The following is a 26,580-nucleotide window of genomic DNA, read 5'->3' as shown; positions in this document are numbered from 1 at the left end:
AGTCCATCTTTCGAGCTAGAGGGTATTGCCCATGCTAGCCGTCGCCCGTTCCGGCGAATCCGGCGGTCCCCGGTGGACGCCTCCGGGCCCACCGCCCCGCCGCTCCCACCGGCGGCCCCGGCCCGGTACCGGCAGCGCGCCACACCCGCCTGGCGCACCGGTTCCCCCGCCTCCCCATCCGCCCAGGTCAACGGCCCTGCCGCGGCGATCGGACGGCACCGCCCACCCACCGGCCTCCCCGCTCCATCGACCCCCGCCCGACCGGCCGCCCGTCCCGCCGCCGAGCCGCCCGCCGGCCGGGGCCGAGTGACCAAGCTCATCCACCCCGCCCGCCCACCGGCACCCGGGACCCTTCCCCGTGCCACCGCCGCACCGGGACGGCCCGGCCGCGCCGCCGGAGCGGGCGTTGCGACGGATCCCCGTGGCAGCAGCGGCAGTTCGCTACAGTCGAGGCATGAGCGACCAGGTGCACCCTCCCTTCGGGAACTTCCCCGCCGTCCGCGTGGCGCTGGACGCCTGCGACGACCTCGCCGCGCCCGTGGCGGACGCCCTCAAGAACTGGGACGCCACCGAGGCGGCCCGGTCGGTGCTGTACGTGGACACCGACCCCGAGAAGGCGGACACCGCGGTGTTCTGCGAGGCGTACGAGGCGCCGCTGGAGCTCTCGGCGAACTGCGTGGTGGTCGCCGCCAAGCGCGGCGGCGAGGTCACCCTGGCGGCCTGCCTGGTACTGGCCACCACCCGCCTGGACGTGAACAACGCCGTCCGCAAGCACCTGGGCGCCCGCAAGGCCTCCTTCGCCCCGATGGACACCGCCGTCGAGGAGACCGGCATGGAGTACGGCGGCATCACGGCGATCGGCCTCCCGGCGGGCTGGCCGCTGCTGATCGACGAAGCGGTGGCCGCCGCCCCGCACGTGCTGATCGGCAGCGGGCGGCGCCGCGGCAAGCTGATCCTCCCGGGGTGGGCGCTGGCGCAGCTCCCCGGCGCCGAGGTGCTCCCGGGTCTGGCGGGCTGACCGACGCCCGCCCCTCCGTGACCGACACGGTCAGGGGCGGTCGTCGCCCGCGGGCGGTGCGGAGAGCCACCCGCGGGCCTGGGCGGCCATGCCGGCGCTGAACCGGCTGGTCGCGTCGAGCTGTTCGAAGAGCTCCGCGACGATCCGCCGCATGGTGCGCGAGGAGACCCCGATCTCCCGGGCGATGGCCTCGTCCTTGTATCCGAGCCGCATCAGCCGCAGCACCTCGTACTGGCGGGTGGTCGGCCGGCCGGGGAGAGTGGGCTGGGCGGTCTCGCCGGGCCGGGCGCCCTGCCAGCAGAACTCGAAGGTCTGCTCGAAGAGGCCGACCAGGTCGGGGTTGCGCACCACCACCACGGCCGGCTCGCTGCCGCCCTCCGGGCTCCCCTCGCCCTCCCCCCCGCCGAGCGCGGGGACGAAGGCCAGCCGGGAGTCGAGCACGATCAGCCGGTAGGGCAGGGTGGGCGCGGTCCGGATCTCGGCGCCGGCCTCGCGCAGCGCCTTGAGGTGGGCCCGGCCGCGCGGCACCCGGAGCATGGACTCGCTGTGGATGGTCCGCATGGCCACGCCCCGGCCCAGCACCTCCTTGTCCCGCTGCCGGCCGGCCGCCAGCAGCGGGGCGGCCAGCGGGGTGCCGGGGTGCATGCTGAGGATCTCGCCGGTGACCATCGCGACGGCGTCCTCCATCAGCACCCGGACGTCCTCCGCGCCGCGGAAGACCTCCACGCCCCGGCCGTCCAGCCGGTCGAGGTGAGCGGGCATCACCTCGCTGTGGAACGCGGCCAGTTCGTGGTCGAGGTCGCCCACGGTGGCGGCGAGCTCGCCGATCGCGCGGCGTGCCGAGTCGAGGATCCTGCTCATCCTGGCCTCGGGGATCGCAGGCTCGCGCCGTTCCCGCCGTGCCCCCATGAGACCCCGCCCCCAAGCCGTTCCGCACCCCTTGCCGCCACCCGCGCCGACGGTGCGCCGGTCCGGCGCACACGGTCAGCGCCCCCTCGGGCACGGACTGCTACCCCCATCGTCCTGCACGGATGCCTCCCGGGGTAGTCCGGTCTCAGCCATCGGACGTGATCACGACATGACCTGCGTCACGTCCGGGGCGGTGGGTGATTCGTGCCCCACCGGCCGGGCTGTGCCATGGCCGGACTGAGCCATCGGCGATTGCTGGACAGGCCCCGCGGCGGGCTGATTGTTTTGCGACAGGGCCACTGATTGATCAACGCCGTCTCGGCATGAGAGACGGCTGGTGGCGTGTGTTCACCGATGGGTTGGGGGGTTTCTTCATGGCTGTGCTTCGACGCATCGCGCTGCGATCCGGCGCGTCCGTCCTGCTCGCGGCCGGGGTCGTCGTCGTCGCGGTCGGCGCCGCCGCTCCGGCGCCCGCGACGGTGCCGTCCGCCGGCGCGTCCTCACAGACCGGCGATCTGATCTGGGGCTGATCCCCCGTGCGCACGGTGCTTCGCCACCGCTCCGAAACGCGAGAGGACCTATGGGTGTCGAAGAGTTGACCAATCCGCTGCTGGCCGGTTTCTGGAACGAGACGCGACTGCGGTCGGACCTGGTACCGGTCCCCCGGTCGGCCGAGCCGCCGGACCCGGGCATGAACCCGATCTGGATGCGGATCGCCGAGGTCCTCGGACTCGGGTACGGCGAGCGCTCCGGTTCCGTGATCACCAAGGGCAAGACCCTGATGCGGGCGCGGACCACCCCGTCCGCCGGCGCGCTCTACCCCTTCGAGGTGCTGGTGGCCTTCCGGGGCCAGGGCGACTACCTCCTCTACCACTACGACGCCGCCGGCTGCAGCCTCCGCCGGCTGGCCGCCCTCGACCCCGCCGAGGTCGCCGGCCTGCTGTCCCCCGGCCCGGGCGCCGGCCCCGACCCGCTGTCCCCCGGCACCGACGGCGCCGAGGGTCTGCCCGACGCACTGGTGGCCGTGGTGGCCCGCCCCTGGCTCGCCATGCGCAAGTACGGGCGGCGCGGCTACCTCTACACGCACCTGGACGGCGCGCACGCCGCCACCAACATCGCGCTGGCCGGCGCCGACGCGGGCTTGACCCCGGTCGTCCGGCTGCGCTTCGACCGCCGGGCGCTGTCCCGGGTGTTCGGGCTGGACGACCTCTGCCGCGAACCCCAGGCCCTGGTCACCCTCACCGCCCCCGCCCCGGGCACCCCGGCGACGGGCGGCGCCCCGGCCGGGTCCGCCGGGCGGCCGGTCAATCCGTTCGCGGTGCCGATCTGGCGGCACGAGGACGGACCGGGTCTGGAAGCGCCGGACGCCCCGGAGCGGGAGGCCTGGGGCCTGGTCAGCCCGGTCAGCACGTACCACCAGCCCCGGCCGCTGCCGCTGCGGTTCGGCACCACGGCCTCGGTCCGCCCGGGCGGCACCGGCCGCAGCGGGGCGCCGGTCGCCCTGGCCGGCCGCGACGCGGGCCCCGGGACCTCGGGCCCCGCGGGCGGCCCCACCGAGAACTTCGGCGCGGTGGTGCTCGGCCGGCAGTCCGCCAAGGGCTTCCTCGCCAAGCCGCTGGACGCCGGGGCACTCGGCCGGACCCTGGCGGCCGCCCGCGGCCGGGTGGCCGTGGACTGCGCGGACGGACCGCCGGCCGGCCTGCGGCTGCTGGTCCGCCACGTCGACGGGGTGCCCCCGGGCGCGTACGAGTACGACCCCGAGGGCCACCGGCTGCTGCCGGTCGGCGGCGACGGCGGGACGGAGGAGGCGGTGGTGGCGGCCTGTATGAACCAGGGCGTCGCGGCGGACTGCGCCCTGCTGCTGGCGCTGCACGCCCCGGTGCGCCAACTCCTCGGCGAGCGCGGCCAGCAGGGCCTGGCCGAGCTCCACTTCCACGCGGCGAGCACCGCCCAGCGGCTCTGCCTCGGCGCGGCCGCCGAGGACATCGGCATCACCTGCCTCGGCGGCTTCGACGCCGGGCGGATCGCCGAACTGGCCCTGCTGGAGCCCGAGGAGGAGGTCATCTACGTCCTCGCCTCCGGCGTCGCCGACGAGAACGCCGTGAAGTGGGACCGGGCGCCGATCGCCTACAGCCACGGATACGGCCCCGGCCAGCCGGGCACCTGACCGCGAACCGAGCTCGATCACAGAGAGCAGTGTGTGGTTTTCCATGTTGACCAACAGCGTCCTGTCCGCGGAGATGACGGACGGTCACCACGACCTGCGTGCCCGGGCGGCGGAGTACTTCACCCCCGAGTGGCTCGACAAGTGGCGCACCGCGCCCGACGGCCGGCTGCGCCGGGAGACCTGGCGGGAGCTGGCGGCGAGCGGGTTCATGGGCGTGTCGCTGCCCCGCGAGCTCGGTGGCCAGGGGCTGGGCCTGCTCGGCGCCCTGGTGCTCGGGGAGGCGCTGGCCGGCGTCCGGGACGGCGGGATCGCCCTCGCCATGCACGTCCAGAACGAGATCGCCGCCGACTGGCTGGTCTCGGCCAGGGACCCGGCCCTGCGGGACCGCTACCTGCCGGGTCTGCTGGCCGGTGACCTGGTGGCCTGCCAGTGCGACACCGACCCGTCCGCCGAGGAGCCCGCCACCGCGACCACCGAGGGCGAGGAGATCGTCCTCACCGGCCGCAAGAAGTTCGTGATCAACGGCGCCACCGCCGACCTGTGCTTCGTCAGCGCGGTGCTCGACGGCGCGCCCGCGATCCTCGCGGTGGAGAAGTCCACCCCGGGGGTGCGGGTGACCGAGGTGTACGACAAGTTCGGCACCCGGAGCGTCGATTCGGCCCAGGTCGAGTTCGACCGGGTCCGGCTCCCGGCCGACCGGGTGGTGTCGCGCAGCGGGGTGAGCCAGCTGATGCGCTGGAACCGGGTGATGTCCCGGATGCGCCTGCTGATCGCCGCCGACGCCTTCCTCACCCACCGGGCGCTGCTGGAGCACATCACCGGGTACGTGCGCGGCCGGAACCTCGGCGGCCGGCCGCTGGGCGCCTGGCCGGTCAACTCCCACGCGCTGGCCCGGGCCCGCGCCCACCAGGAGCTGATGGAGGCGGGCATCGCCGACGCCTACCGGCGGGTGACCGCCGGCGGCAGCACCGTGCCCGAGATCGCCGAGCTCAAGTGGTTCTGCGTGGAGAAGGCCAACGAGCTGGCCGTGCTCTGCACCGACCTGGAGGGCGGCGCCGGCTACATGTGGGACAGCGTCTCGCTGCGGGCCCACGCCCAGCTGCGCGGGTTCCGGATGTCGGGCGGCAGCCAGACCACCATGCTGACCATCGCCAACCACAGCATGGCCTGCCGGGCGGAGCTGGAGCTCACCCCGGCGGACGCCGGTCGGGGGCGGGGCCGTGGCTGACGGGCGCCGCCTCGGGGAGGCGTTCCTGGCGGCCTGCGCCGAGCACGGCGACCGGCGGGCCGTGGCCGGCGGGGGTGAGGAGCTGTCGTACGCCGGCTTCGCCGCCCGGGTCCGGGAGCGGGCCGGCGTGCTGGACGCCCTGCTCGGCCCCGGCACCGTCAATGTGGGCCTGTTCGCCGCCAACAGCGTCGACTACCTGGTGTCGTACTACGCGCTGCTGCTGGCCGGCCGGCTGCCGTTCCTGATCGACGCCAAGTTCGGTGCCGAGGAGCTGGCGGGCATCCGCGACGGCTGCGGGGTGGACGCCTTCCTGATCGAGGGGTCCGGTCCGTTCCCGCTCGGCGGTGAGCTGCGGGCCGTCCCCGGCGGGGTGCTGGCGCTGGCCGTACCGCCCGCGGCCGGGGAGCCGTCCACCGCGCCCGCCCCGCGGCCGTCCACCGCCACCTGCCGGTTCACCTCCGGGACCACGGGCCGGCCCAAGTGCCTGGAGTTCTCGGCCACGGCGGTGCTCGCCGCCGCCCGGACCTGGGTGGAGGGCACCGGGCTCGGCCCCGAGGACCGGGTGCTGTGCCTGGCCGGGTTCACCAACGGGCTGGCGTTCAACACCTCGCTGCTGCCGGTCTTCCTGGCCGGCGCCGAACTCCACCTGTACCAGGGCCTGCCCACCTCGGGCGGGATCTCCCGGGCGGTGGCCCGGGCGGCGGCGACCCGGCTGGTGGCCTTCCCGCTGGCGTACCGGCTGCTCGCCACCGCGGCCCGGCCGGACGTGGCGGCGTTCGCCACGGTGACCCGGGCCGTGTCGGCGGCGGCGGTGCTGGACCCGGAGGTGCGGCGGGAGTTCGAGACCCGGTACGGGGTGCGGATCGCCGACTACTACGGCATCGCCGAGACCGGCCCGTGCACCTACGAGCGCGATCCGGGACGGACCGATGGCCTGGGCTCCGCGCTGCCCGGGGTCGCCGTGGACGTGGTGGAACTGCCCACCGGGGAGCGGGAGGTGCGGGTGCGGACGGCGTCGATGGCCGACGACTACCTCAACGCACCGGGCGCCCTCGCCGAACGGCTGGACGCCGAGGGCTACTACCGGACCGGCGACCTCGGCCGGCTGGAGGACGGGCGGCTGTTCGTCACCGGCCGGCTCGGCGGGCCGATCAACCTGGCCGGCCGGAAGATCGACCCGGCCGAGGTGGAGCGGACACTGCTGGCGCTCGACGGGGTCAGCGACGCCGCGGTGTTCGCCGACACCGACGCCAACGGCGAGACGGTCCTGCACGCCGCGCTGGCCGGCGCCGGGCGGATCGGGCGGACCGAGGTGCTGGACGCCTGCCGGGCCGGCCTCGCGCCCTTCAAGGTGCCCGGCCGGGTGACCTTCCTGCCCGCCATCCCGCGGTCCTCCGTCGGCAAGGTCCGGACCACCGAGCTGCGGCGCCTGGTCGAGGACGCCCGGGCCGCCGCCGCACCGGGCGGTGGCGCATCCGGCGCATCCCGTGAGGCCCAGGGCCTTCCCCACGAACTGGAGAGCAACGCATGAGCACAGCCAACGAGGCGGTCCGCGCCGACGCCGACGCCGCCGCGGTCCTGCGCGAGCAGATCGAGCTGATCGTGGAGACCGCCACCGGACGGGTCGTCACCGTCGCCGACCTGCGCGCCGCGGACGGCGAGCTGGACCGGGCCGGGGTGAACTCCATCGGCTACATCAACCTGATGGAGGTGCTGGAGCAGCGGTACGGCGCCGTGATCGACCCCGAGGCCGACCCGGAGCACCTCACCTCGGTGGACTCCATCGCCCGGTTCGTCGCCGCCGCCCGGCAGACCGCAGGGGGGCCGGCATGACCGCCGCCGACCCGGCCCTGACCGCCGCCGAGCCCGGCCTGACGGCCCTGCACGGCCTGCTCGCCCGGCGCGGCGTGGACCTCCCGTCCGCCGCCGGCGCCGAGGAGGCCCTGGACGAGGTCTGGGAGCGCCACCCGTTCGCCCTGGCGGCCGCGGTGACCGAGCAGCTCCACGGCGTGCTGCCCCTGCTGGACGCCTTCCCGGCCGCCGCTGAGGTGGTGGACGGCGTCCGGACCGGCCGGCTGACCGCGACCCTGGGCCTGTTCACCCCGAACGCCCTGTTCAGCCTGGCCGCGCCGGCCGTCCTCGGCACCGAGCAGGACGGCCGGGTCCTGCTGCACGGCCGTTACCGGTACGCGACCGAGGGCGCCGACCTGGCGGTGGTGGGCGTCCTGCTGGACGGGGAGACCCGGCTGGCGCTGGTGAGGCACGACGCCGCGGGCGTCCGGCTGCGCGGGGCGGGACGGTCCGCCGGCTGGGGCTGGGCGGAGCTCGACGGGGCCGTCCTCGACCCGGCGGAGCTCTCCCGGCCGGTCGACCGGTCGGACGGGGGCCCGCTGACGGCCGCACTGGACCGCTTCGCCTGGGCGTTCTCCCGCCGCGCCGTCGCCTGGCCGGCCCGGGTGGTCGCCGACCTGCGCCGGGTGCTCGCCACCACCGGCGAGGGGGTGGCGGCGCTGTCCACCTCCCAGTACCTGGCCCACGAGCTGAGCCGGCTGGAGATCGAGGTCTCGCTGGCCGCGGCCGCCGCCCGCCTGGGACCGGGCTTCAAGGCCGAGGCGGCGGGCGGCCGTTCGGCCCTCGCCGTCCTGCTGAGCTGCGTGGACCTGCTGCACCGGGCCGCCCGGGTGGCCGAGGACCTGGCCACCGAGCTGGGTCTGGAGCACTCCCCGGCCGACGCCGCCGACTGGCCGGCCGACGCCCTGCAGGCGTACTTCGGCGGCCGGCGGGTGGTCGAGAACGAGCTGGCCCGCCGGATGGGCCTGGTCCCGGAGGCGGTCGGCGGATGACCCGTCCCGTGGTCGTCGCCGGCCTCACCGGGCGGATGGCGGGCGTCATCGGCCGGGCCGTCCTGGACGCCCCCGACCTCACCCTCGCGGCCCGGCTGTCGCTGCGGCCCGGCCGGGGCGGCGACGGGCCGGACGGGGAGTTCCCCGGCGTTCCGGTGGTGCACCGGCTGGCCGACCTGCCGGTGGCGGACCCGGTGGTGGTGGACTTCACCGCCGAGGAGGCCACCGCCGGCCTCCTGGAGCAGGCCCGCGCGGTGCCCTGCGCGCTGGTGGTCGGCACCAGCGGCCTCGGCGACCGGCACCGCCGGCTGCTGGCCGAGGTCGGGGAGCGGCGGCCGGTCGTGGTGGCGGCCAACTTCAGCCTCACCCTGCTGGCGGTGACCCGCTTCCTCCGGGAGCTCGCCGCCCAGGCGGACGACAGCTGGGACGCGGGCGTCACCGACCTGCACTTCGCGGGCAAGCGCGACCGTCCCAGCGCCACCGCCGGCCACCTGGCCGCGGCCTGGCAGGGCTCCCGTCCCGGCGCGCCCGCCCCGGAGATCGCCTCCTTCCGGCTCGGGGACGCGCTCAGCGAGCACCGGGTGGTGGCGGCCGGCTCCGGCGAGCACCTGGAGGTGCTGCACCGGATGGCCGACCGGCGGGCGTTCCTGCCCGGCGTGCTGCGGGCGATCCGGTACGCGGCCGAAGCCGGGCCGGGGGTGCGCTCGCTGGAGGACGTGGTGGGCGCGCCCGCGCCCGGACCGCGGTGAGGGACGTCCGGCTGCTGTGGGACGAGGTCCGGCCCGGCGCCGCGGCCCGGGCCCGGCGCCGCGGCCGGCTCACCGCGGAGGAGGACGGGCTCGGCGGCTTCACCGGCGCGGCCCGGCAGGACCAGTGGTACGCGGCCCGGCGGGCCGTACGGGCCGGGCTGGTCCGGCTCGGCGCCGTCCCGGACCTGCCGGGGGCACCGGGGCGGATCGGCCTGGCCGGGCCCGGCGCGGTCCGGCTGGTCAGCTGGGACGGGACGGTGCTGCGGCCCGCGGTGCAGTTCTCGGTGGCGCACACCGCCGAGCGGGTGCTGGTGGCGCTGCGGCGGGGCGTACCGGCCGGGGGTGCGCACCCCGGGCTGGGCGTGGACGCGGAGACCGAGTGGGCCACCGCCGAACGCAACCTCCACCGGTTCGGCACCGAGGCCGAACTGGAGGCGCTCGCCCGGGTGTCGGGGCCCGTCCGGCCGCTGCACCTGTGGTGTGTGAAGGAGGCCCTGGCCAAGGCCTCCGGGCTGGGCTTCCGGGTCCCGCCGCGGCGGTACCGGCTGCGGCCCGACCCCGCCGCCCCGCACCGGCTGGCCGTGGAGATCGCCGCCGCCGGGGATCCGGACCCGGGCCCGCGCCCGGCCCGGATCCGGCTCGGCACCGAGGCCGCCGCCGGACGGCCCCCGACGGCCTGGGCCGTGGCGGTCCTGCCGCCGCGCCGAACACCGACCAGCTGACGAGCAGACCAGCAGACCAAGGAAGTGGACGAGAGGATGACCGTGACCGAGGACGCACCGATCGCCGGCATCGGCCGGCTGATCGCCGACCGGGCGGCGGCCCGGCCGGAGGCCGTCGCCCTGCTGGCACCCGACCGCAGCCCGCTCACCTACCGGGCGCTGGACCGCCGGATCGAGGAGATCGGCCGGGCCCTCGCCTCCTTCGGCCTCGGACGGCGGCACCGGGTGGCCCTGGTCCTCCGCAACGGCCCCGACCTGGCGACGGCCTTCCTGGGCACCGCCGCGTACGCGCAGAGCGCCCCGCTCAACCCCGCCTACCGGCGGCAGGAGTTCGCCTTCTACCTGGGCGACATGGGCGCCGACGCCCTGCTGGTCGAGGCCGGCGACGACTCCCCCGCCGTGGCGGTGGCCCGCGAGCGCGGCATCCGGATCATCGAGCTGACCGCCGAACCCGGCAGCCCCGCCGGGCAGTTCGAGCTGCGCTGCGCCGAGGCGACCGAGCCGCTGACCGAGGGCGGCGGCCCGTCCGGGCCCGAGGACACCGCGCTGATCCTGCACACCTCGGGCACCACCGACCGTCCCAAGCTGGTCCCGCTCACCCACGCCAACCTGTGCGTCGCCGCCCGCAACACCGGCGCCGCCTTCGACCTCGGCGAGGGCGACCTCTGCCTCAACGTGATGCCGCTGTTCCACGCCCACGGCCTGACCAGCACCCTGCTGGCCACCCTGGTCCGCGGCGCCGGCATCGTCTGCACCCCGGGCTTCAGCGACACCGGCTTCCTCACCTGGCTGGAGGCGTTCCGCCCCACCTGGTACACGGCGGTGCCGGCCATGCACCAGGCCCTGCTGGCGGTGGCCGGCGAGCACCGGGAGGCGTTCGCCGGGGCCGGGCTGCGGTTCGTCCGCTCGGCCTCCGCCCCGCTGCCCGGCCCGGTGCTCACCGCGCTGGAGGAGGCGTTCCGGGCCCCGGTGATCGAGGCGTACGGGATGACCGAGGCCGGTTCGCTGGTCACCAGCAACCCGCTGCCGCCGGGCCGCCGCAAGCCCCGCTCGGTCGGCCTGCCGGTGGGCGGCCCGGTGGCGATCCTGGACAAGGAGGGCCGCGAGCTGCCGGCCGGCGAGTCCGGGGAGATCGCCATCCGCGGCGCCAACGTGATGACCGGGTACGAGGCCAACCCCGAGGCCAACGCCCGCGCCTTCAGCGGTGGTTGGCTGCGGACCGGCGACGAGGGCCGGCTGGACGAGGACGGCTACCTGTACGTGGTCGGGCGCAGCAAGGAGATCATCAACCGGGGCGGTTCCAAGGTCGCCCCGGTCGAGGTGGACGAGGTCCTCGGCGGGCACCCGGCGGTCGAGCTGGCGGTGGCCTTCGGGGTGCCGCACCCCACCCTGGGCGAGGACGTGGCGGTGGCCGTGGTCCCGCGGCCCGGCGCGGCGATCGTGGAGCGGGAGATCCGCGCCTGGGCGGCCGAGCGGCTCGCCGACTTCAAGGTGCCCAGCCGGGTGTTCACGGTGGACGACGTCCCGCGCAGCCCCACCGGCAAGGTGCAGCGGCTGCGGCTCGCCGAGCGGCTGGCCGCCGCCCCGGCCGCGGCCCGCGCTCCCGAGGCCCCCGGGGACCCGCTCGGGCGGCGGATCGCCGCGCTCTGGTCCGAGGTGCTCGGCACCGAGGAGTTCGGGGTGGACGACAACTTCTTCGACCTGGGCGGGAACTCGCTGCTCCTCAAGCGGGTCGCGGCCCGGCTGGGCGAGCAGCTGGGCCGCGAGGTCCCGGTGCTGGTGCTGACGATGTGCCCCACCATCAGGTCCCTCGCCGAGCACCTGGCCCAGGAGCAGGCCCCGGCGGAGCCGGCCCCGGGCGACCGGGACCGGCTGGCGGACGGCAGGAACCGGCTGAAGCGACAGCTCGACCGACGGCGGGCGAACACCCGGAAGGAGAACGGCTGATGACCGAGCACCCCGTGGCGGAGGACGGCCTCAGCGGCCTGGAGATCGCCGTCATCGGACTCGCCTGCCGCTTCCCCGGCGCGTCGGGCCCCGAGCAGTTCTGGGAGAACCTGCGCAGCGGCACCGAGTCCATCACCTTCTTCTCCCCCGAGGAGCTGGCCGCCGCCGGCGTGCCCGAGGCGCTGCGCGGCGACCCGGACTACGTGGCGGCCCAGGGCGTGCTGGCCGGCGCCGACCTCTTCGACGCGGACTTCTTCGGGGTCAGCCCGAAGGAGGCCGACCTGATGGACCCCCAGCAGCGGGTGCTGCTGCGCTGCGCCTGGGAGGCGCTGGAGGACTCCGGCCACGACCCGCGGTCGGTGCCGGGCCAGGTCGGCGTGTACGCGGGCTCGTACTACAACAGCTACGTCGACCACGTGGACGGGCGGATCGACGGCGAGGACCCGGGCGAGGTGTTCGCCCGGAACATCGCCAACGAGAAGGACTTCCTGGCCACCCGGATCGCGTACAAGCTGGACCTCACCGGCCCGGCGGTGACCGTGCAGTCCGCCTGCTCCACCTCGCTGGTGGCGGTGCACCTGGCCTGCCAGGCGCTGCTCAGTGGGGCCTGCGACACGGCGCTGGCGGGCGGCGCGACCGTCCGGGCGCACCAGCTGCAGGGCTACCTGTTCCAGCCGGGCGGGATCTTCTCCGCGGACGGGCACTGCCGGCCGTTCGACGCCACCGCGCAGGGCACCGTCGCCGCCAACGGCGCGGGCATGGTGGTGCTCAAGCGGCTGGAGGACGCGCTGGCCGACGGGGACCCGGTCCGGGCCGTGATCAAGGGGTCGGCGGTCGGCAACGACGGCGCGCAGCGGATCGGCTTCACCGCGCCCGGGGTGGCCGGCCAGGCGCGGGTGATCCGCGCGGCGCTGGAGGCGGCCGAGGTCGACCCGGCCACCGTCGGCTACGTGGAGGCGCACGGCAGCGGCACCCCGCTGGGCGACCCGATCGAGATCGAGGCGCTGACCCGGGTGTTCCGCGGCGTCGCCCCGGGCAGCTGCGCGATCGGGGCGGTCAAGGGCAACATCGGGCACACCCACGCGGCGGCCGGCATCGCCGGGCTGATCAAGACCGTGCTGGCCCTGCAGCACCGCCAGCTCCCGCCCAGCCTGCACTTCGAGGTGCCCAACCCGGCCATCGACTTCGGCGCGGTGCCGTTCCGGGTCAACACCCGGCTGACCGACTGGGCCGCCGGGGACGGGCCGCGCCGGGCCGGGGTCAGCTCCTTCGGCATGGGCGGCACCAACGCCCACGTCGTGCTGGAGGAGGCGCCCGCCCCGCGGCCGCGGCCGACCGGACGGACCGCCCGGCTGCTGCCGGTCTCGGCCCGGACCGCCACCGCCCTGGAGACGGCCACCGACCGGCTGGCCGACCGGCTCGACGGCGAGGGCGCCCCGGACGCGGCCGGCACCGCCCGCACCCTGCAGACCGGCCGGCGGCACTTCGCGCACCGCCGCTTCGTCATCGCCGAGGACACCGCCGGGGCCGCCCGTGCCCTGCGCGAGCGCGACCCGCGCACCGTCCGTACCGGCCACACCGACGGCGCCCCGCGCCCGGTCGCCCTGGTCTTCCCGGGCCTCGGCGAGCAGCGGGTCGGGATGGGCCGCGACCTGTACGCGGCGGAGCCGGTGTTCCGCCGGGAGCTGGACCGCTGCGCCGAGGGCTTCCGGCCGCACCTGGGCGGCGTGGACCTCCGCGAGCTGCTGTACCCCGCGGACGGGTCCGACACCCGCGGCACCGGCCCCGACCTGCGGCGGATGCTGCGCGGCGGCGGCGAGGAGTCCCGCGGCGAGCTGGACCGCACGCTGTACGCGCAGCCGGCCACCTTCGCCGTGGAGTACGCGCTGGCCCGGCTCTGGGAGTCCTGGGGCGTGGCGCCGGCGGCGCTGGTCGGCTACAGCATCGGGGAGTACGTGGCCGCCCACCTGGCCGGGGTGCTCTCGCTGGAGGACGCGCTGCTGCTGGTCGCCCACCGTGCCCGGCTGATCGAGGGGTTGCCGGCGGGCGCCATGCTGGCGGTGCCGCTGTCCGAGGAGCGGGTGCGGGCCCTGCTGGACGGGACCCTCTCGCTGGCCGCCGTCAACGGGCCCGCCCTGTGCGTGGTCGCCGGCACCGACGAGGCGGTCGGGGCGCTGGAGGCGCGGCTGCGCGCGGAGGGGGTGGCGGCCCGGCGGCTGCGCACCACGCACGGCTTCCACTCGCACCTGATGGACCCGGTCGTCGAGGAGTTCGGCGCGCTGGCCGCGCGGGTGACGCTCCACCGGCCGCGGGTGCCGTACATCTCCAACGTCACCGGGGACTGGGCCGACGCCGAGCTGGTCACCGATCCGGCGTACTGGGTGCGGCACCTGCGGCAGCCGGTGCGGTTCGCCGACGGGGTGGCCCGGCTCTGGGAGGAGCCCGGGCGGGTACTGCTGGAGGCCGGTCCGGGTCAGTCGCTGACCAGTCTGGCCCTGCAGCTGAGGCCCGGCTCGGCCGCTTCGGGCGTGGCGGTGGCCTCGCTGCCGGGCGGGTTCGACCGGCAGTCGGAGGAGCGGTTCCTGCTGGGCGCCGCGGGCCGGCTGTGGGTGGCCGGGGTGGAGCTGGACTGGCCGGCCGTCAGCGGCGGCAACGAGGCGGTGAAGGCGGTGCTGCCGCCCTACCCGTTCGAGGAGAGCCGGCACTGGATCGACCCGGCGCCGCGCACCCCGCGGCGGCCCGTGCCCTCGCTGGCGCGCAAGGCCGACCTGGCGGACTGGTTCCACGCCCCGGTCTGGGAGCAGCTGCCGCCACGGCCGGCGCAGCCCGCCTCCCCGGCCCTGAGCTGGCTGCTGTTCCTCGACGAGGAGGGCGTGGGCCGGGCGCTCGCCGACCGGCTCGCCGCCGACGGCCACCGCGTCAGCACCGTCCGGGCGGGCGAGGGCTGGCGTGAACTCCCGGACGGATCCCGGGAGATCGCCCCCGGCGAGCCGGCCGACCACCGCCGTCTGGTGGAGCGTCTCAGCGCCGACGGCGGCCTGCCCGACCGGGTGGTGCACCTGTGGTCGGTGGGCCCGCGCCGCCCGCTGGACGAGAGCCTGGACCGCGGCTTCCACAGCCTGCTGTGGCTCAACCGGGCCGCCGCCGAGGTCGCCCCCGGCGCTCCGCTGGACCTCACCGTGGTCTCCAGCGACGCCTTCGCGGTGCTCGGCACCGAACCGGTCGCCCCGGAGAAGGCCACCGTCACCGGCCCGTGCCTGGTCCTGCCGCTGGAGCAGCCCGGCACCGTCTGCCGGGCCGTGGACCTCTCGCTGCCGCCCGGCGCCGGCTGGTCGCCCGCCGACACCGAGCTGCTGCTCGCCGAACTGCTGGACCCGGCGCCGCGGCCGCTGACCGCGCTGCGCGGCCGGCGCCGCTGGGAGCGCGGCCACCGGCCGGTCCGGGTCGAGGCCCCCGAGGGCGGCCGCACCCCGCTCCGTGAGCGGGGCGTCTACCTGCTCACCGGCGGCTTCGGCGGCGTCGCCCTGGCCCTGGCCCGGCACTTCGCCGAGACCGTCCGGGCCCGCCTGGTGCTGGTCGGCCGCAGCCCGCTGCCGCCCAAGGACGACTGGGAGGACCTGCTGGCGGCGGCCCCCGCGGCCGGGGACGCGACGGCCGAGCGGATCCGGGCCGTCCTGGAGCTGGAGCGGGCCGGTGCCGAGGTGATGTGGGCGGCCGCGGACGTGGCCGACGCCGCGGCCATGGACCGGGTCGCCGACGAGGCGCTGGCCCGGTTCGGCGCGGTGCACGGGATCGTGCACGCCGCGGGCGTGCCGGCCGCCGGCCTGGCGCAGCTCAGGACCGCCGAGGCCGTGGCCCGGGTGCTGGACCCCAAGGTGCGCGGCGGGCTGGTGGTCGACGGGCTGGCCCGCCGGCTGCGGCCGGACTTCACCGTGCACTGCTCGTCCAGCCTGGCGCTGACCGGCGGCGTCGGCCAGGTCGACTACGTGGCGGCCAACGCCTTCCTGGACGCCCTGGCCCAGCAGGCCGAGTCCACCGGCGGCCCGCGCACCGTCGCGGTGGACTGGGACGGCTGGCAGGAGGTCGGGATGGCCTTCCGTACCGTCGGGGCCGGCGGCCGGGGCGTGCCCGTGGGCCGGACCGGTCCGGTGGACCACCCGCTGCTGGACGCCTGTCTGCGCGACGACGAGAGCGGCGCGGTGTACTCGGTGCCGCTGAGCGTGGCCGGCTCCTGGCTGATCGACGAGCACCGGATGGCGGGCAACGCCGTGGTGCCGGGCACCGGCCACCTGGAGCTCGCCCGGGCCGTGCACGAGCACCAGACCGGCGACCCCCGGGTGGTGCTGAGCGGCGTCACCTTCCTGTCGCCGGTGGTCGTCGGCGAGGACCAGCGGCGCGAGCTGCGGGTCGTCCTGGAGAAGCGGCACCGCCCGGCCCGGTTCGCGGTGGTGAGCCGGGAGGCCGGCGCCGCGGAGGGCCTGGCCGAGGAGGAGGGCTGGCAGGTCCATGTGACCGGCGAGGTCGGCCCGGTGGAGGAGGGCACCGCCGGGGCGCGGCGCCACGACGTCGCCGCGCTGATCGCCGCGGCCGGGATGCGCGACCTCGGCGCCGTCGCCCACACCGGGCCGATGGGCTTCGGCCCGCGCTCGCGCTGCCTGCGCCGGGTGCACCTGGGCGAGAAGGAGGCGCTGGCGGAGCTGGAGCTGCCCGAGGAGTTCGCCGGCGACCTGGAGCGGATCGCCCTCCACCCGTCGCTGCTGGACCTGGGCGCCGGCTTCCACGGGATGAACCTCGCCGAGGAGTTCCGCATCCCGCTCACCTACGGCCGGCTCACCCTGCTCGCCCCGCTGCCGCGCCGGATCCTCAGCCACCACCGCTTCCACGAGGCGGACCGGCCCGGCAAGGAGACCTTCACCGCGGACTTCACGCTGCTCGACGAGGACGGCCTGGAGGTCGCCCGGATCGAGGACTTCGTCCTCAAGCGGGTCGCCGATCTGGAGACCCGGCTGGAGGCGCTGCGCGACGGCACCTCCCGCGAGGTCGCCGCGTACCGCTTCCCGCCGGCCACGGCGCCCGACGGCCGGCCCGGCCCGGCGGGCTCGCTGCGGGAGCACCTGGAGCAGGGCATCCGGCCCGAGGAGGGTGTCGAGGCGCTGCTGCGGCTGCTCGCCGCCGGCCTCGGGCCGCAGGTCGCGGTGGTGGCCAAGGACCTGGAAGCGGTGTTCGCCGACATCGCCGCCCACCGGGTGGGCGGCGAGCGGGACGCCGCGGCACCGGACGGCGACCCGGCCCCGGCCGCCGCCCACCCCCGCCCGGGCATCCTCACCGCGTACGCCGAGCCCCGGGACGAGACCGAGCTGGCACTGGGCGGCCTCTGGTCGGACCTGCTCGGCCTGGACCGGGTCGGCGTGCACGACGACTTCTTCGAACTCGGCGGGCACTCCCTGCTCGGGCTGCAGCTCGCCGCCCGGATCCGGCGGCGGTTCGGCGTCGACCTGCCGCTGAACACCCTCTTCGAGTCGCTGACCGTGGCCGGGATGGCCGCCGCGCTCCGGCGCCGGCTCGACGGCCCCGACGGCCCCGACGCCGCAGAGACCGCAGAGGGCACCACCGATGGCACACAGAAGCGGAGTACGGCACATGTCTGAGATCCACACGGTCGGCGTGGTCGGCGCCGGCGTCATGGGCACCGGTCTGGCGCAGGCGCTCGCCCAGAGCGGCCACCGGGTCCTGCTGGTCGACCGGACGGAGGAGATCCTCGAGGGCGCCGAGCGGAAGATCCGCGAGGGTCTGCGGTTCGGCCGGCTGCTCGGGGCGAAGGGCCCGCGCGAGGACCGCGACACCGTCCTCAAGCGGATCACCTTCACCACCGCGTACGAGGGCTTCGAGGAGGCCGACTTCGTCATCGAGAACATCACCGAGGACTGGGGGCTGAAGCAGGGCGTCTACCGGCGCCTGGACGCGGTATGCCCGCCCCGCACGGTGTTCGCCGCCAACACCTCGGTCATCCCGATCACCCGGATCGGCGCGGCGACCTCCCGCCCGGACCGGGTCCTCGGCATGCACTTCATGAACCCGGTGCCGATGAAGCCCACCGTGGAGATGATCCGGGGCCACCACACCTCCGCCGGGACCGTGGACACCGCCCGCACCCTGCTCGCCCAGCTGGGCAAGGAGGGGATCCTGGTGGAGGACTCCCCCGGCTTCGTCACCAACCGGGTCCTGATGCTCACCGTGAACGAGGCCGTGTACCTGGTCCACGAGGGCGTGGCCGGCGCCGAGGAGGTCGACCGGATCTTCAAGACCTGCTTCGGCCACACCATGGGCCCGCTGGAGACGGCCGACCTGATCGGCCTGGACACCATCCTCCAGTCCGTCGAGGGCCTCTACGCGGCGTTCAGCGACAGCAAGTACCGGCCCTGCCCGCTGCTGGTCCGGATGGTCGACGCCGGCCTGCTCGGCCGCAAGAGCGGCCAGGGCTTCTACAGCTACGCCACCACCCTGGCCTGACCGCCGAACTCCCCCGCCCCAGACCGCTCTTCGAGACGAAGGAACCGCCGCCATGACCACGGCCGACCACAAGCCGCAGATCCTCGCCTTCCTCGCCCAGTTCTTCGGCGAGCACCGGCTCGCCGAGGACGAGGACATCTTCGCCACCGGATTCGTCAACTCCCTCTTCGTCATGCAGCTGGTGCTGTTCGTCGAGGGCGAGTTCGGCATCACCGTCGAGGACGAGGACCTGGAGATCGGCAACTTCAACACCGTGCTCGCCCTGGACGCCCTGGTCACCCGCAAGCGCGCCGTGGGCGCCGCCGACCGGAGTGCCTGACCCCGGGGCACGGGGAATCCACAGGGAAACAGAGGGAGAACAGCGGCCGATGGCCATCAGAGTGCAGCTGAGCCCGCGCCAGGCCGAGGCGCGGGCGGAGTACGAGTCCTTCACCCGGGAGGCGGTCGTCCCGTACGCGGACGCCTGGGACCGGGAGGAGCGGATCCCCGAGGCGTTCTTCAAGGACTTCGCCGCGCGCGGCTACCTGGGCGCGGCCGTCCCGCCCGAGTACGGCGGCGGCGGACTGGACGCGGTCACCTTCGGACTCCTCAACGAGGAGCTGGGGCGCGGCTGTTCCTCCGTCCGCAGCCTGGTCACCGTGCACGGCATGGCCTCGTACGCCGTCGCCCGGTGGGGCACCCGCGGCCAGCGGGAGAGCTGGCTGCCGCGGCTCGCCACCGGGGAGGCGATCGGTGCCTTCGCGCTCACCGAACCGGGCGCCGGCAGCGATGTGAAGGCCCTGGCGGCCACGGCGCGGCGCACCGGCGACGGCTACCGGCTCGACGGCGAGAAGCGGTGGACCACCTTCGGCCAACGGGCCGACGTGTACCTGCTGTTCGCCCGGCTCGACGGCCGGGAGACGGCGTTCCTGGTGCCGCGGGACGCCCCCGGACTCACCGTCCGGCCGGTCACCGGCATCCTCGGCACCCGGGCCTCGATGCTCGCCGAACTCAGCCTGGACGACTGCCGGGTGGCCGAGGACGCGCTGCTCGGCCGGCCCGGATTCGGACTCGCCGCGGTCGCCGCCACCGCGCTGGAACTCGGCCGCTACAGCGTGGCCTGGGGCTGCGTCGGGCTCGCCCAGGCCTGCCTGGACGCCTCCCTGGCCTACGCCGAGCGGCGCGAGACCTTCGGCGTCCGCCTCCGCGACCACCAGCTGGTCCAGCGGATGATCGCCGACATGGCCACCGGCACCGCCGCCGCCCGGCTGCTCTGCCAGCAGGCCGGCTGGCTGCGGCAGGCCCGCTCCACCGAGAGCCTGCACGCCACCTGGCTGGCCAAGTACCACGCCTCCACCACCGCGTTCCGGTCCGCCTCGGACGCCGTCCAGGTGCACGGCGCGCACGGCTGCGGCGGCGAGTACCCGGTCCAGCGGTACCTGCGGGACGCCAAGGTCATGGAGATCATCGAGGGCAGCACCGAGCTCCAGCAGGCCACCATCGCCGAATCCGCCTACCACGCCCGCCCGCAGACCACCGTCCCCACAGGAGGGCCGACGGCATGACCACCCAGGAGACCGCCACCGCACACCAGGACGGCCGGGTGCCGCAGGAGGGCACCTCCGGTGAGCTGGAGGACCGGCCCGCGAAGACCGTCAAGTGCGTGGTCTGGGACCTCGACCACACGGTCTGGGACGGCATCCTCCTGGAGGACGGCGAGGCCCCGCTGCGCCCCGGACTGCGGGAGGTGATCGTGGAGTTGGACCGCCGCGGCATCCTGCACTCGATCGCCAGCCGCAACGACCACGAGGCCGCCACGGCCGCGCTCCGCCGGCACGGCCTGCTCGACTACTTCCTGTACCCGCAGATCGGCTGGAACGCCAAGTCCTCCTCGGTGCGCGCCATCGCGAAGTCGCTCAACCTCGGGCTGGACGCCTTCGCCTTCGTCGACGACGACGCCTTCGAGCGCGGCGAGGTCGCCTTCGAGATCCCCGAACTGCTCTGCATCGACGCGGCGGAGGCCGCCGGCCTCGCCGACCGGCCCGAGTTCACCCCGCGGTTCGTCACCGAGGACTCGGCCCGGCGCCGCGAGATGTACCTGGCCGACCAGGAGCGCAACCGGGTCGAGGAGGAGTTCACCGGCCCGCAGGAGGCCTTCCTCGCCACCCTGGGCATGCGGCTCACCATCGTCCCGGCCCAGGAGGAGGACCTCCGCCGGGCCGAGGAGCTGACCGTCCGCACCCACCAGCTCAACACCACCGGGTACACCTACTCCTACGAGGAGCTGGACGCCTTCCGGCGCTCCGACACCCACGACCTGCTGGTCGCCCGGCTGGAGGACCGGCACGGCCCGTACGGGACCATCGGCCTCGTCCTGCTCGCCAAGGACGCCGGCGGGGGTGCGGCCGGGGGTGCGGCCGAGGGCTCCGGGGTGTGGACCATCAAGCTGCTGCTGATGTCCTGCCGGGTGATGTCCCGGGGCGTCGGCGGCGTGATCATCAACCACCTCCGGCGGCGGGCCCGCGACGAGGGGGCCCGGCTGCAGGCCGAGTACCTGCCCAACGGGCGCAACCGGATGATGCTGATCACCTACAAGTTCAGCGGGTTCCGGCAACTCGCGGGCGAGGACGGCCTGGTGGTCTTCGAGGCCGACCTCACCCAGGTGCCCGAGGATCCGGCGTACCTGACGGTGGAGGTCCTGTCCGGAGAGGACCCGGCCCGATGAGCGGCTCGGCAGGGGCCGGCCCGGGTGGCGGTACCACCCGGGGCGGCAGCGCCTGGGTGGTCCGGACCGAGCCCAACCCCGGCGCGCGGCTGCGGCTGATCTGCTTCGCCTACGCCGGCGGCGGCAGTTCGGCCTTCGCGGACTGGCAGCGCGCGCTGCCCGGGGACGTGGAGGTGTGCGCGGTCCGGCTGCCCGGCCGGGAGTCGCGGATCTTCCAGCCCGGGTACACCGACGTCGAGGACCTGCTGCCCGACCTCACCGAGGTGCTCGCCGACCACTGCGAGGGCCCGTTCGCCCTGTTCGGGCACAGCATGGGCGCGCTGATCGCCTTCGCCTTCGCCCGCCGGCTGCGGGCCGAGGGCCGGCCGGGGCCGGAACACCTCGTCGTCTCCGGCCGCCGGGCACCCCAGCTGGTCCACAACCGGCCGCTCATCCACCACCTCCCGGACCGGGAGTTCGTCGAACGGCTGCGCGAACTCGGCGGCACCCCCGAGGAGTTGCTCGCGGACGCCCGGGTGATGCGGCTGGTCATGCCCGGCCTGCGGGCCGACTTCCAGCTCAACGACGGCTATGTGCACCGGCCGGAGCAGCCGCTGTCCGTCCCGATCACCGCCTTCGGCGGACGCGCCGACCCGCACGTGGACCCGGAGGGCGTCGCCGCCTGGGCCCGGCAGAGCACCGGCCCGTTCACCATGCGGATGTTCGACGGCGGGCACTTCTTCCTGCACTCCGCGCAGCAGGAGGTGCTCCGCGAGCTGTCCCGCCTGCTGCGGCAGCGGACCGACCCGGTCGCGGGGGCCGTCGCCCCGTGATCCCGCCCGACCCCGCCACCCGGACCACCCCACCCGCGTCACCTGCTGAGCCCGCGTGGCCGCCCGGCCCGGCCGCGCCCCGGCTCGCCGCGCGGGAGGTGCACGTCTGGCGCGCCCCGCTCGACCTGCCCGAGGAGACCGCCCTGCGGTACGCGCAGACCCTCGGACCCGAGGAGCGGGCGCGCGCCGCGGGCTGCCGCCTCCCGGTGCAGCGCGCCCGCTTCGTCGCGGCCCACGGCGCGCTGCGGGCCGTCCTCGCCCGCTACACCGGGCAGTCCCCGGCCGAGCTGTGCCTCGGCCGGTCCGAGCGGGGCCGACCGCACCTCGCCGAGGATCCCGCAGCCCGTCCGGCCGTTCCCGTCCTCGACTTCAACCTCTCCCACGCCGGCGGCCTGGCCCTGATCGCGGTGACCCGCACCGGCCGGGTCGGGGTGGACCTGGAGGAGGTCCGCGCCGACCTCGACCACCGGGCGATGGCCGACCGCTTCCTCGGCCCGGCCGACGCCGCCCTGGTCCACGGCCTCCCGCCGGAGGCCGCCCGGCACGCCTTCTTCACCCGGTGGACCTGGCGCGAGGCGTACGCCAAGGCCGCCGACGTCCCCGTTCCGCGCCTGCTCCCGCCCCCGGCCGGACCCGCCACGGGGACGGCGCCGACGCCGTTCGCCGGTGGCTGGAAACTGATCAACCTCCCCCTGGGCAACGGATACTGTGCGACCGTCGCGGCCGCCGGGTCCTGCGCGCCACCACGCCGCTGGACGCTGACACAGGAAGGCGACCGCCGGACTCCGCCCACCCGGTCCGTCCGAAGCGGACGCGGACGAAAGGAACCGCACGCCCATGCCTGACCTGTCCAGCCTCTGGTGGTTCTTCACGGCCTCCCTGGTCCTGCTGCTCATCCCCGGCCCCTCCGTGCTCTACGTGACCGGCCGCACCCTCGACCAGGGGCGGCGCGCCGGGCTGCTGTCCACCCTGGGCCTGGCCTGCGGCGACCTGGTCCAGGTGGTCGCGGCCGTGGTCGGGCTGTCCGCCCTGGTGGCCTCCTCCGAGACCGCCTTCTCGGTGGTCAAGTACGCGGGCGCCGCCTACCTGGCCTGGCTCGGCGTCAAGCGCCTGCGCGCCCCCGACCCCGTCCCGGCCGAGGACGTCCCCGCCACCCCGGACGCCACCGCCCCGCACGCCGCCGCGCCCGCCCGTACCCCCCGCCTGTTCTCCGACGGCCTGGTCGTCAACGCCCTGAACCCGAAGAGCACCCTGTTCTTTCTCGCCTTCCTCCCCGCCTTCATCGACAGCGGCAGGGGGGCGGTCTGGTCGCAGACCCTGGTCTTCGGACTGGTCTTCGTGGTCGTCGGCATGGCCACCAACGCCGGGTGGGCGCTGCTGAGTTCACTGCTGCGCACCCGCGCCCGGCAGAGCCGTGGCTTCCTGCGCGCGGAGCGGTACGTCCTGGCCGGCGTCTTCTTCCTCCTCGCCGCCGCCACCCTGGCGACCGGCCTCACCGGCGACTGACACCACCCTAGGAGCCTCCTATGAGCACCGCCCCGGTCACCACCTACCGGCTGTCGGCGAACGAGAACCCGTACCCGCCGCTGCCGGGCGTGCTGGAGCGGGCCGGCGCCGCCCTGCGGACCCTCAACCGCTACCCCGACTGGGACTCCACGCACCTGGTGACGGCCCTCGCCGACCACCTGGACGTCCCCGCCGAGCACGTGGTGGTCGGCCCGGGCTCGGTGGGCGTGCTCTTCCAGCTGGTCCGCGCCGTCGCCGGTCCGGGTGACGAGGTCCTCTTCGCCTGGCGCTCCTTCGAGGCCTACCCCGAGGCCGCCGAGGCTGCCGGAGCCACCCCGGTCGCCGTCCCGCTGACCTCCGGCGAGGACCACGACCTGGACGCCATGCTCGCCGCGATCACCCCGCGCACCAAGGTGGTCTTCGTCTGCAACCCCAACAACCCCACCGGCACGGCGGTGCGCCGCACCGACCTGCTCCGCTTCCTGGACGCCGTACCGGCCGCCACCCTGGTCGTCCTGGACGAGGCGTACCGGGAGTTCGTCACCGACGAGGCCGTCCCGGACGGCATCGACCTGTACCGCACCCGCCCCAACCTCGTCGTCCTGCGCACCTTCTCCAAGGCGTACGGCCTGGCCGGCCTGCGCGTCGGCTTCGCCGTGGCGCACGGCCCGGTCGCGGCCCCGGCCCGGGCCGCCGCGCTGCCCTTCGGCGTCAGCCGGATCGCCCAGGACGCCGCCGTCGAGTCCCTCGCCTCGGGCGCCGAACTCCGCCGCCGGGTCACCGCCCTCGTCGCCGAACGCACCCGCGTCCAGCAGCAGCTCCGCGGCCAGGGCTGGGACCTGCCCGACTCCCAGGCCAACTTCGTCTGGCTCCGGCTCGGCGACCGCACCGCCGCCTTCGCCGCGGCCTGCGAGCGCGCCGGGATCACCGTCAAGGTCTTCCCGGGCGAGGGCGTCCGGATCACCGTCGCGGAACCGCACGCCAACGACGCCGCCCTCGCCACCACGGCCGCCTGGCTCACCGCTCACACCCACGCCACCCGTGCCGGCGACGCCGCGACGGCGTAGCCGACGCCGCGCAGGAAGGGCCGGAGGCAATGCCTCCGGCCCTTCGCCTTGCCCACCCGGCCTTCGATCGAGGAGCCGCCATGGCGGACGGAGAGCCCGCTGTTCGTCGATCACGGCCGCGACGTCCGCCAGGCCGTCGAAGCGGCCCTCTCGGGGACGGCGCCGGGTACGTACCTCCGCCGAGGGCCGCTGTGGATGCTCATCCCCGGCATCGTCCTGTCCGCGATGGCACTCCTCCTCGGCGGCGCAAGGCTCGGCCGCAGGTCCGCCGATAAGGTCGGACCGCCCGCCGCCCCGGCCCGAGGGACCCGAGACGTGGGAGGCGAAGCCGGGCGGTCCCTCGGCCTGCCGAGCCCGTCACCTGTCGGAGTAGCTGAGGTCCCCGACCGTCCAGGCGCTGATGTCCTCGATGGCGATGCGGTACATGCCGCCGGTGTGAGGCAGTGCGAAGTCTCCCTGAAGGATCTTCGCCCGGTGGAGGTGGAGGTGGGAGGGCCGTGCGGGCGGGTGGTCGGCGGGTGGGGCGAAGAGCGCGGCGAACGGCTTCAGGTGATCCGAGGCCTGGAGGACCTCCGCCACCCGCTCCCACCACAGGGCCACCGGCGCGAGCCTGCCCGTGATCACCGCGCCTGGAACCACCACGGTCAAGGACATCTGGTTGTTGTGCTCGGACTCGACCATCGCGGCGATGTCGACGAGCAACCCGTCAGGGTTCGGCATGCTTCCCAGACTAGGACACGGCCCGTAGCCCTCCGCCCTTCCCGGGACCGCGACCGTGGCAGCCGCGAGCATGTCGCCGGCCACGCGGCCGGCGCCGGGATCAGAGCTTGAACATCGCGGTGTACGGCTGGGTGATGCGTTCCTGTCGCGATCCGAAGTCGACGAGTACCGCGATGTCGCCTTCGACGCCGATGGCCCGGCCGAGGCCGTACGTGTCGTGGGTGACGCGGTCGCCGACGGCGAAGTGCTTGGGTGGTGCTTCAATCCGGGCCTTGAAGGGGCTGGTGGGCAGGTGGCGGCGGACTGCTGCAGATTTTTTCATCCCCTGCAGTATGCGCCACAGCGCGCGAGGGTGGGCCTTTCTGAAGCATTCGGGTTCACCGGGGCCGGAACGCCGCGCGTGCCGAACAGCCCCCCGCGGGGATGTGGCGGCGGCCCGGGGCGCCGACTGCGCAGGGCCGCCCCCGGCGAGGGCGGACGCGCCGCGCCCGCAGGAGCCTCGCTTCCGGGGAACGCCGACACGGAAGGTGCACGGCATGCCAACCGGCTTGCCCTCAAGGCCCGTTGATGATCGTGGCGGCTCGGGGCCGGCAGCCCCGTGGGAGGCTTCCTTGAGACTGGGGGTGGAATATCCACCCGTGACGGGCCTGGGCCTGCTAGAGTCGTTTTAGTTGCAGTAGTGATTCCCATGAACTTTGTGTGCGCCTGCTGATGTATTCGCAGGCGCATTTTTGTTTCCCGGCTCTTCCCCGGGTGGGTGCTCATCGCGGCGACTCGAAGCCCGCATTGTGCGTGCTTCGGACAGCCCCTTGAAGGAGATTTCTTTATGGCTAATGGCACTGTGAAGTGGTTCAACGCGGAGAAGGGCTTCGGCTTCATCGAGCAGGAGGGTGGCGGCCCGGACGTCTTCGCCCACTACTCGAACATCAACGCCAACGGCTTCCGTGAGCTGCTCGAGGGCCAGAAGGTCGAGTTCGACGTCACGCAGGGCCAGAAGGGCCCGCAGGCCGAGAACATTCGCCCGCTGTAGTTCTTCTGCCACGGCACCCGCCCGGCAGCGAGGGGCCCGCACCGCGCACATGCCCGGTGCGGGCCCCTCGGCGTTGCACCATGACGCATCCCCGGCCGTCGAGGCCCCCTCGCTCCGCCACCGGCGGCCACACCCCGCAGCCACCGCCACGGTCGGCGACCTCGTGAAACACCCGGAGCTGCAGATCGGCGACGATGTCGTGGTCGACACCGCGATAGACATCCCGCGGAGCTCCGGCACCTGCCACCCGCTCGTCCGCGACGACGACGGCCGTTGCGCCGGACCGCCGACCCGCCTGCGCCTCGCGCCGTTCCAGGCCAGGTCCTGGCACACCGAGCGCACCCCGGTGCGCGACATCGCCCTCGACCGCGCCCCGTTCGCCAGCGCCGACATGCCCGCCACCGCGGCGGCCGCCGCCATGCGCTCCCGCGGCCTGGACGTGTGGCCGGTGGTGGACCACGACGGCCACGTCATCGGCCTGCTCGGATTCCAGGACAGGACCGCCAGCACCCGGCCGAGGCAGGATTCCGGCCCGCCGGCCCGCTGAGCGCAATCCGGCCGCGAGACGGCCGTGCCCCGCCCGGGGCGGCGGCGCCTGACCGCAGGGCGGCGGCGCACGCGCTCGCACCCACCCGGGCCCGTCGGCCC

23 protein-coding genes and 1 pseudogene are annotated in these 26,580 nt (G+C 75.3%); 21 read left to right on the top strand and 3 right to left on the bottom strand.

The annotated features are described in order from the left end of the window. The first annotated feature begins 454 nt into the window (after nt 1-454). Nucleotides 455-1,018, top strand: coding sequence for a YbaK/EbsC family protein (locus ABWK59_RS25750; protein WP_354642988.1), 564 nt, complete (start codon nt 455-457; stop codon nt 1,016-1,018). A 30-nt stretch (nt 1,019-1,048) separates the two neighbouring features. Here ABWK59_RS25750 and ABWK59_RS25745 read toward each other — a convergent pair whose 3' ends face one another. After that, complete coding sequence (locus ABWK59_RS25745) at nt 1,049-1,879, bottom strand: helix-turn-helix transcriptional regulator (RefSeq protein WP_354642987.1); 831 nt, start codon at nt 1,877-1,879, stop codon at nt 1,049-1,051. Between the two features lie 422 nt (nt 1,880-2,301). On the opposite strand from ABWK59_RS25745, the gene ABWK59_RS25740 reads away from it, so the two are divergent. The 18 genes and pseudogenes from ABWK59_RS25740 to ABWK59_RS25655 all read left to right on the top strand — a co-directional run. Beyond that, nucleotides 2,302-2,457 carry a hypothetical protein gene (locus ABWK59_RS25740; RefSeq protein ID WP_354642986.1) on the top strand — a complete coding sequence of 52 codons (156 nt, stop codon included), beginning with the start codon at nt 2,302-2,304 and terminating at the stop codon, nt 2,455-2,457. A gap of 50 nt (nt 2,458-2,507) precedes the next feature. Next, on the top strand, nt 2,508-4,094 hold the full coding sequence (locus ABWK59_RS25735) for a nitroreductase family protein (protein WP_354642985.1): 1,587 nt from the start codon (nt 2,508-2,510) through the stop codon (nt 4,092-4,094). A gap of 43 nt (nt 4,095-4,137) precedes the next feature. Next, complete coding sequence (locus ABWK59_RS25730; protein ID WP_354642984.1) at nt 4,138-5,322, top strand: acyl-CoA dehydrogenase family protein; 1,185 nt, start codon at nt 4,138-4,140, stop codon at nt 5,320-5,322. Then, nucleotides 5,315-6,853, top strand: a complete 1,539-nt coding sequence (locus tag ABWK59_RS25725) for a class I adenylate-forming enzyme family protein (protein WP_354642983.1) — start codon at nt 5,315-5,317, stop codon at nt 6,851-6,853. Before ABWK59_RS25730 ends, ABWK59_RS25725 begins: the two co-directional genes overlap by 8 nt. Further along, nucleotides 6,850-7,155: a hypothetical protein gene (locus ABWK59_RS25720; protein ID WP_354642982.1), complete on the top strand. Its 306-nt coding sequence runs from the start codon at nt 6,850-6,852 to the stop codon at nt 7,153-7,155. The genes ABWK59_RS25725 and ABWK59_RS25720 overlap by 4 nt, the downstream gene beginning before the upstream one ends. Next, nucleotides 7,152-8,165: a hypothetical protein gene (locus ABWK59_RS25715; RefSeq protein ID WP_354642981.1), complete on the top strand. Its 1,014-nt coding sequence runs from the start codon at nt 7,152-7,154 to the stop codon at nt 8,163-8,165. Before ABWK59_RS25720 ends, ABWK59_RS25715 begins: the two co-directional genes overlap by 4 nt. After that, nucleotides 8,162-8,914, top strand: a complete 753-nt coding sequence (locus ABWK59_RS25710; RefSeq protein WP_354642980.1) for a 4-hydroxy-tetrahydrodipicolinate reductase — start codon at nt 8,162-8,164, stop codon at nt 8,912-8,914. The genes ABWK59_RS25715 and ABWK59_RS25710 overlap by 4 nt, the downstream gene beginning before the upstream one ends. After that, nucleotides 8,911-9,636, top strand: a complete 726-nt coding sequence (locus ABWK59_RS25705; protein ID WP_354642979.1) for a 4'-phosphopantetheinyl transferase family protein — start codon at nt 8,911-8,913, stop codon at nt 9,634-9,636. The genes ABWK59_RS25710 and ABWK59_RS25705 overlap by 4 nt, the downstream gene beginning before the upstream one ends. 36 nt (nt 9,637-9,672) lie before the next feature. Next, the gene (locus ABWK59_RS25700) at nt 9,673-11,583 is read left to right on the top strand and encodes a non-ribosomal peptide synthetase (RefSeq protein ID WP_354642978.1); all 1,911 of its coding nucleotides are present in this window, start codon (nt 9,673-9,675) and stop codon (nt 11,581-11,583) included. Next, nucleotides 11,583-17,231, top strand: coding sequence for an SDR family NAD(P)-dependent oxidoreductase (locus tag ABWK59_RS25695; RefSeq protein WP_354642977.1), 5,649 nt, complete (start codon nt 11,583-11,585; stop codon nt 17,229-17,231). Before ABWK59_RS25700 ends, ABWK59_RS25695 begins: the two co-directional genes overlap by 1 nt. Further along, nucleotides 17,224-18,093 carry a 3-hydroxyacyl-CoA dehydrogenase family protein gene (locus tag ABWK59_RS25690; protein WP_354642976.1) on the top strand — a complete coding sequence of 290 codons (870 nt, stop codon included), beginning with the start codon at nt 17,224-17,226 and terminating at the stop codon, nt 18,091-18,093. The genes ABWK59_RS25695 and ABWK59_RS25690 overlap by 8 nt, the downstream gene beginning before the upstream one ends. Nucleotides 18,094-18,145: 52 nt before the next feature. After that, nucleotides 18,146-18,412 carry an acyl carrier protein gene (locus tag ABWK59_RS25685; RefSeq protein ID WP_354642975.1) on the top strand — a complete coding sequence of 89 codons (267 nt, stop codon included), beginning with the start codon at nt 18,146-18,148 and terminating at the stop codon, nt 18,410-18,412. A gap of 49 nt (nt 18,413-18,461) precedes the next feature. After that, entirely contained in the window at nt 18,462-19,637 is a 1,176-nt protein-coding gene (locus tag ABWK59_RS25680) for an acyl-CoA dehydrogenase family protein (RefSeq protein ID WP_354642974.1), read from the top strand. Next, entirely contained in the window at nt 19,634-20,797 is a 1,164-nt protein-coding gene (locus ABWK59_RS25675) for an HAD-IIIC family phosphatase (RefSeq protein WP_354642973.1), read from the top strand. Before ABWK59_RS25680 ends, ABWK59_RS25675 begins: the two co-directional genes overlap by 4 nt. Further along, complete coding sequence (locus ABWK59_RS25670) at nt 20,794-21,609, top strand: thioesterase II family protein (RefSeq protein WP_354642972.1); 816 nt, start codon at nt 20,794-20,796, stop codon at nt 21,607-21,609. Before ABWK59_RS25675 ends, ABWK59_RS25670 begins: the two co-directional genes overlap by 4 nt. After that, a complete protein-coding gene (locus ABWK59_RS25665; RefSeq protein ID WP_354642971.1) occupies nt 21,606-22,454 on the top strand; it encodes a 4'-phosphopantetheinyl transferase family protein in 849 nt (282 codons plus the stop codon). The genes ABWK59_RS25670 and ABWK59_RS25665 overlap by 4 nt, the downstream gene beginning before the upstream one ends. Continuing rightward, the gene (locus tag ABWK59_RS25660) at nt 22,447-23,115 is read left to right on the top strand and encodes a LysE family translocator (RefSeq protein ID WP_354642970.1); all 669 of its coding nucleotides are present in this window, start codon (nt 22,447-22,449) and stop codon (nt 23,113-23,115) included. Before ABWK59_RS25665 ends, ABWK59_RS25660 begins: the two co-directional genes overlap by 8 nt. Nucleotides 23,116-23,132: 17 nt before the next feature. After that, a pseudogene (locus ABWK59_RS25655) lies at nt 23,133-24,182 on the top strand (histidinol-phosphate transaminase); the annotation flags it as partial. A gap of 357 nt (nt 24,183-24,539) precedes the next feature. Here ABWK59_RS25655 and ABWK59_RS25650 read toward each other — a convergent pair. Both ABWK59_RS25650 and ABWK59_RS25645 read right to left on the bottom strand, forming a co-directional pair. Then, nucleotides 24,540-24,902, bottom strand: a complete 363-nt coding sequence (locus tag ABWK59_RS25650; RefSeq protein WP_354642968.1) for a hypothetical protein — start codon at nt 24,900-24,902, stop codon at nt 24,540-24,542. Nucleotides 24,903-25,002: 100 nt separating this feature from the next. Further along, nucleotides 25,003-25,224 (bottom strand): hypothetical protein, encoded by a 222-nt coding sequence (locus tag ABWK59_RS25645; protein ID WP_354642967.1) that lies wholly within the window; start codon nt 25,222-25,224, stop codon nt 25,003-25,005. Between the two features lie 504 nt (nt 25,225-25,728). Here ABWK59_RS25645 and ABWK59_RS25640 point away from each other — a divergent pair. Together ABWK59_RS25640 and ABWK59_RS25635 are read left to right on the top strand one after the other, a co-directional pair. Continuing rightward, nucleotides 25,729-25,932: a cold-shock protein gene (locus tag ABWK59_RS25640; protein ID WP_030918248.1), complete on the top strand. Its 204-nt coding sequence runs from the start codon at nt 25,729-25,731 to the stop codon at nt 25,930-25,932. A 163-nt stretch (nt 25,933-26,095) separates the two neighbouring features. Beyond that, nucleotides 26,096-26,479, top strand: a complete 384-nt coding sequence (locus tag ABWK59_RS25635) for a CBS domain-containing protein (protein WP_354642966.1) — start codon at nt 26,096-26,098, stop codon at nt 26,477-26,479. Nucleotides 26,480-26,580 lie beyond the last annotated feature (101 nt).

The organism is Kitasatospora sp. HUAS MG31, assembly GCF_040571325.1.
Taxonomy (GTDB): Bacteria; Actinomycetota; Actinomycetes; order Streptomycetales; family Streptomycetaceae; genus Kitasatospora; species Kitasatospora camelliae.
Note: the sequence above shows the minus strand (reverse complement) of the source record. Positions and strands in the feature narration are given on the sequence as shown.

What these genes read in the sequence shown, in the direction of transcription:
- ABWK59_RS25750 (WP_354642988.1), top strand. Translation starts at nt 455, where the DNA reads ATGAGCGACCAGGTGCACCCTCCCTTCGGGAACTTCCCCGCCGTCCGC.
- ABWK59_RS25745 (WP_354642987.1), bottom strand. Translation starts at nt 1,879, where the DNA reads ATGAGCAGGATCCTCGACTCGGCACGCCGCGCGATCGGCGAGCTCGCC.
- ABWK59_RS25740 (WP_354642986.1), top strand. Translation starts at nt 2,302, where the DNA reads ATGGCTGTGCTTCGACGCATCGCGCTGCGATCCGGCGCGTCCGTCCTG.
- ABWK59_RS25735 (WP_354642985.1), top strand. Translation starts at nt 2,508, where the DNA reads ATGGGTGTCGAAGAGTTGACCAATCCGCTGCTGGCCGGTTTCTGGAAC.
- ABWK59_RS25730 (WP_354642984.1), top strand. Translation starts at nt 4,138, where the DNA reads ATGTTGACCAACAGCGTCCTGTCCGCGGAGATGACGGACGGTCACCAC.
- ABWK59_RS25720 (WP_354642982.1), top strand. Translation starts at nt 6,850, where the DNA reads ATGAGCACAGCCAACGAGGCGGTCCGCGCCGACGCCGACGCCGCCGCG.
- ABWK59_RS25715 (WP_354642981.1), top strand. Translation starts at nt 7,152, where the DNA reads ATGACCGCCGCCGACCCGGCCCTGACCGCCGCCGAGCCCGGCCTGACG.
- ABWK59_RS25710 (WP_354642980.1), top strand. Translation starts at nt 8,162, where the DNA reads ATGACCCGTCCCGTGGTCGTCGCCGGCCTCACCGGGCGGATGGCGGGC.
- ABWK59_RS25700 (WP_354642978.1), top strand. Translation starts at nt 9,673, where the DNA reads ATGACCGTGACCGAGGACGCACCGATCGCCGGCATCGGCCGGCTGATC.
- ABWK59_RS25695 (WP_354642977.1), top strand. Translation starts at nt 11,583, where the DNA reads ATGACCGAGCACCCCGTGGCGGAGGACGGCCTCAGCGGCCTGGAGATC.
- ABWK59_RS25690 (WP_354642976.1), top strand. Translation starts at nt 17,224, where the DNA reads ATGTCTGAGATCCACACGGTCGGCGTGGTCGGCGCCGGCGTCATGGGC.
- ABWK59_RS25685 (WP_354642975.1), top strand. Translation starts at nt 18,146, where the DNA reads ATGACCACGGCCGACCACAAGCCGCAGATCCTCGCCTTCCTCGCCCAG.
- ABWK59_RS25680 (WP_354642974.1), top strand. Translation starts at nt 18,462, where the DNA reads ATGGCCATCAGAGTGCAGCTGAGCCCGCGCCAGGCCGAGGCGCGGGCG.
- ABWK59_RS25675 (WP_354642973.1), top strand. Translation starts at nt 19,634, where the DNA reads ATGACCACCCAGGAGACCGCCACCGCACACCAGGACGGCCGGGTGCCG.
- ABWK59_RS25670 (WP_354642972.1), top strand. Translation starts at nt 20,794, where the DNA reads ATGAGCGGCTCGGCAGGGGCCGGCCCGGGTGGCGGTACCACCCGGGGC.
- ABWK59_RS25660 (WP_354642970.1), top strand. Translation starts at nt 22,447, where the DNA reads ATGCCTGACCTGTCCAGCCTCTGGTGGTTCTTCACGGCCTCCCTGGTC.
- ABWK59_RS25650 (WP_354642968.1), bottom strand. Translation starts at nt 24,902, where the DNA reads ATGCCGAACCCTGACGGGTTGCTCGTCGACATCGCCGCGATGGTCGAG.
- ABWK59_RS25645 (WP_354642967.1), bottom strand. Translation starts at nt 25,224, where the DNA reads ATGAAAAAATCTGCAGCAGTCCGCCGCCACCTGCCCACCAGCCCCTTC.
- ABWK59_RS25640 (WP_030918248.1), top strand. Translation starts at nt 25,729, where the DNA reads ATGGCTAATGGCACTGTGAAGTGGTTCAACGCGGAGAAGGGCTTCGGC.